The sequence below is a fragment of the Streptomyces sp. NPDC054770 genome, from assembly GCF_053611985.1.
On the sequence record NZ_JBSHBL010000174.1, the window covers coordinates 1 to 4,237 of the forward strand.

Genomic DNA, 4,237 nt, shown 5'->3' on the forward strand with positions numbered 1-4,237 from the left:
GTCTTCCGGGTGCGGCGGGGCTTGGCCTCGACGGCCTCGGCGGTGTCCACCGCGGTCTCGGCGGGGGCCGCGGTCTTGCGGGTCCGGCGCGGCTTGGCCTCGGTGGCCGCTTCGGCCGTCTCCGTCTCGGCGACGGTCGCGGCGGTCTTCCGGGTGCGGCGGGGCTTGGCCTCGACCGCCTCGGCGGTGTCCACCGCGGCCTCGGCGGCTGCTGCCGTCTTCCGCGTGCGGCGCGGCTTGGTCTCGGCCACGGCTTCGACCGCCTCGACGGCTGCCGCGGGGGCGGCCGTCTCAGGGGCCTCGGCCGTCTTGCGGGTGCGGCGACGGGTCGGGGCCACCGGGGCCTCGGCCGCCTCCGCCGGAGCCTCGACGACCTCCGTCACGGGCTCGGCGGCCTTGCGGGTACGGCGGCGCGGCTTGGCCTCGACGGTCTCGGCGGTGTCCACCGCGGCCTCGGCGGCTGCTGCCGTCTTGCGGGTCCGGCGCGGCTTCGGCTCGGCCACGACGGCTTCGACCGCCTCGACGGCTGCCGCGGGGGCGGCCGTCTCGGGAGCCGCGGCCGTCTTGCGGGTACGGCGGCGTGCCGGGGCTGCCGGTGCCGCTTCGGCCTCCGGGGCCTCGGCCACCGGCGTCGTCGCCTCCGCCACCGGCGCGGTCTCCGCGGACCTGCGGGTGCGGCGGCGGCGCGGCTGCTCCGGCGCGGCCGGTTCGACCAGGGCCTCGACCGTCTCGACGACGGCTTCCGGTGCCACGGCTTCCGGCGTCACGGCCACCGGGGCGGCGACCGTCACCGGCTCCTGCGACGCGCCGTTGCGGGTACGGCGACGGCGGCGCGGGGTGCGGGATGCCGTCGGCTCCGACGCGGCGAGGGCGTCGTCGGCGGCGACGGGCGACGCGGACTCGGCGGCCGGCGCCGTGGACGCCGTACCGGACGCCTGCTCCAGGGCCGTACCGGCGCGCGTGCGACGGCGGCGGCGCGGAGTGCGGGCCGGGCGCTCGCGCTCCTCGGAACGGGCCTCGGTGCGGGGCTCCGGGCGACCGCCCCGGCCACCGCGACCGCGGCCACCGCGACCGCCGGTCTCGCCCAGGTCCTCCACTTCCTCCGCCGCCAGCCCGGCGCGGGTGCGCTCCGAGCGCGGCAGGACACCCTTGGTGCCCGCGGGGATCTTGAGGTCCTCGAAGAAGTGCGGGGAGGTCGAGTACGTCTCCACCGGGTCGGGGAACTTCAGGTCCAGCGCCTTGTTGATGAGCTGCCAGCGCGGGATGTCGTCCCAGTCGACGAAGGTGATCGCCGTACCCGACGCGCCCGCGCGGCCGGTGCGGCCGACCCGGTGCAGGTACGTCTTCTCGTCCTCGGGGGACTGGTAGTTGATGACGTGTGTCACGCCCTCGACGTCGATGCCGCGCGCGGCGACGTCGGTGCAGACGAGGACGTCCACCTTGCCGTTGCGGAACGCGCGCAGCGCCTGCTCGCGGGCGCCCTGGCCCAGGTCGCCGTGGACGGCGCCGGAGGCGAAACCGCGGTGCTGGAGCTGGTCGGCGATGTCGGCGGCGGTGCGCTTGGTGCGGCAGAAGATCATCGCGAGTCCGCGGCCCTCGGACTGCAGTATGCGCGCGATCATCTCGGGCTTGTCCATGGAGTGCGCGCGGTAGACGAACTGCGCGATGTTCGCGACGGTCGCGCCCTCGTCGTCCGGCGCGGTGGCGCGGATGTGGGTGGGCTGGCTCATGTACCGGCGCGCGAGGCCGATGACCGCGCCCGGCATGGTCGCCGAGAACAGCATGGTCTGGCGCTTCGCCGGAAGCATGGCGATGATCTTCTCGACGTCGGGCAGGAAGCCCAGGTCGAGCATCTCGTCGGCCTCGTCGAGGACGAGCGACTTGATGTGCTTGAGGTTGAGCTTCTTCTGGCCCGCGAGGTCGAGCAGCCGGCCCGGGGTGCCGACGACCACGTCGACGCCCTTCTTGAGGGCCTCGACCTGCGGCTCGTAGGCGCGGCCGCCGTAGATGGCGAGAACGCGTACGTTGCGGACCTTGCCGGCCGTCAGCAGGTCGTTGGTGACCTGGGTGCAGAGCTCGCGCGTGGGGACGACGACGAGCGCCTGGGGGGCCTCGGTGAGGGCCTCGGGGGCGGCGCGGCCGGCCTCCACGTCGGCGGGGACGGTGACGCGCTCCAGGAGCGGCAGACCGAAGCCGAGGGTCTTGCCGGTGCCGGTCTTGGCCTGGCCGATGACGTCGGTGCCGGACAGGGCGACCGGGAGTGTCATCTCCTGGATGGGGAAGGGGTTGATGATGCCGACGGCTTCCAGGGCCTCGGCGGTCTCGGGAAGGATTCCGAGTTCACGAAACGTCGTAGTCAGGGTGCTGCCTCTTCTGTGTGGCGCGGCGCGAGGCGAGCGCGGGGGTCTTTGACGGACCGTGCCGGGGGACGTCGGCTGCCTTACGTGCGGGCCGTGGGGGGCACGCCGTAGTGCACGGGACCTCTGCCGACGCTCTAGCGCTCGTACCGCTGAGGGTGTCTCCCTCCGGTCGTCGTACGCACAGTGCCGTACGAGCCGGGAGGGCTGTCAGGTCGGAGCCGATCGGGCCACCGACCGGGCATCCTCATACGTGCGGCCTGTCGAGATACGTCGGAATTCGACGGCGTACCAGCAGGCGCATTACCACCATACCCCGGAATCGTGCACATGCGATGGCCGATTTGGTCACGTCGTGGTAGTCACAGTGGCTGACCAGGGACTTCGCCGGGACTTCGGTCGGCCCCTCCGGGACTTCCCGGAGCTCGAGCGGGACTTTCCGAGGGCTTCCCCAGGGCTTCCCCGAGGCGGCGGGCGAGCTATTGTGCGCTTCATGACGAGCTCTGACAAGCCTGAGACCGCCTCCGCCGAACCGACCGGTGTCGCCGCCCAGGACTGGGCGCAGGCAGCCGCCGACCCGCACTACCGTGCCGCGGTGGTGGACCTGCTCGGCGCGCTCGCGTACGGCGAACTCGCGGCGTTCGAGCGGCTCGCGGAGGATGCCAAGCTGGCGCCCTCGCTGGTGGACAAGGCCGAGCTGGCGAAGATGGCGTCGGCCGAGTTCCACCACTTCGAGCGGCTGCGCGGCCGGCTGACGGAGATCGGCGAGGACGCGACGCAGGCGATGGAGCCGTTCGTCGCGGCCCTCGACGGCTTCCACCGGCAGACGGCGCCGTCGGACTGGCTGGAGGGCCTGGTCAAGGCGTACGTCGGCGACTCGATCGCCAGTGACTTCTACCGGGAGGTCGCGGCGCGCCTCGACTCCGACACGCGTGAACTGGTGCTGGCCGTCCTCGACGACACCGGGCATGCCGGGTTCGCGGTGGAGAAGGTACGGGCGGCCATCGACGCGGACCCGCGGGTGGGGGGCCGACTGGCCTTGTGGGCGCGGCGGTTGATGGGGGAGGCGCTGTCGCAGTCGCAGCGGGTGGTCGCCGACCGGGACGCGCTGTCGACCATGCTGGTCGGGGGCGTGGCCGACGGGTTCGATCTCGCCGAGGTGGGGCGGATGTTCTCGCGGATCACCGAGGCGCACACCAAGCGGATGGCTGCGTTGGGGTTGGCGGCGTAGCGCTCTGTGGGGGGTGGTTGCGGGCGTTGCGCGGCCTGAGGTCGGTGGGGGCTGGTCGCGCCCCGCGGCGGAGCCGCTGATCGATACAGCCCCGCGCCCCTTTGGGGCGCGCCTCCGCCAGGGGCGTATGAGGAACTACGCCGGGATCGATCGTCGGCGCAGTCGGCGGCCCGCCGGGCGGAGCAGCAGGGACAGGGACGCCGCCGAGACGATCGCCGCGCCCAGGAGAGTGACCAGGACCGCGCCGGGGCCGAGTGCGCTGTGGGTGACGAAGTCGCCGAAGAGGGCTCCCGCGACGCCTGTCGAGAACACCAGGGGACGGGCCGGGAGCCGATGGGACAGGCGGCTGATCGCGGCCCACGACAGGGCCAGGCCGAGCAGGGCGGATCCAAGGACTTCCAGGAGCATCACGCGGGGTCCCTCCCACGGCCGGCCGGTGGTTCACGGTCGTAGCCCGTCATACCCGTGACCTGCGGAATGCAATCCTCCTCTGTGGACGACTTGTGGGCCACATGTGGAGGGGCGGCCCGGCGGGCCGGGCATGCCGGAGGGGCCCGGGGGCCCCAAGTACGCCCGGCCCCCACCAGCAGGAGCGCAGCGGCCGTGAAACCGCCCTTGTTACGACCATGAGCAACCGAGGGGCCCCCAG

Annotated in this window: 3 protein-coding genes; 1 reads left to right on the plus strand and 2 read right to left on the minus strand. The window is 73.4% G+C overall.

Going from position 1 to position 4,237, the window contains the following annotated elements; genetic code table 11:
- A partial coding sequence (locus ACWGKQ_RS51865) for a DEAD/DEAH box helicase (RefSeq protein WP_453299126.1) occupies positions 1-2,267 on the minus strand: 2,267 nt, incomplete at its 3' end.
- A gap of 574 nt (positions 2,268-2,841) precedes the next feature.
- Here ACWGKQ_RS51865 and ACWGKQ_RS51870 point away from each other — a divergent pair.
- A complete protein-coding gene (locus ACWGKQ_RS51870; protein WP_189267661.1) occupies positions 2,842-3,588 on the plus strand; it encodes a ferritin-like fold-containing protein in 747 nt (248 codons plus the stop codon).
- Between the two features lie 135 nt (positions 3,589-3,723).
- Here the strand turns inward: ACWGKQ_RS51870 and ACWGKQ_RS51875 are convergent, their stop codons facing one another.
- Positions 3,724-3,996, minus strand: a complete 273-nt coding sequence (locus tag ACWGKQ_RS51875; protein WP_453299127.1) for a hypothetical protein — start codon at positions 3,994-3,996, stop codon at positions 3,724-3,726.
- Between the last annotated feature and the right edge of the window lie 241 nt (positions 3,997-4,237).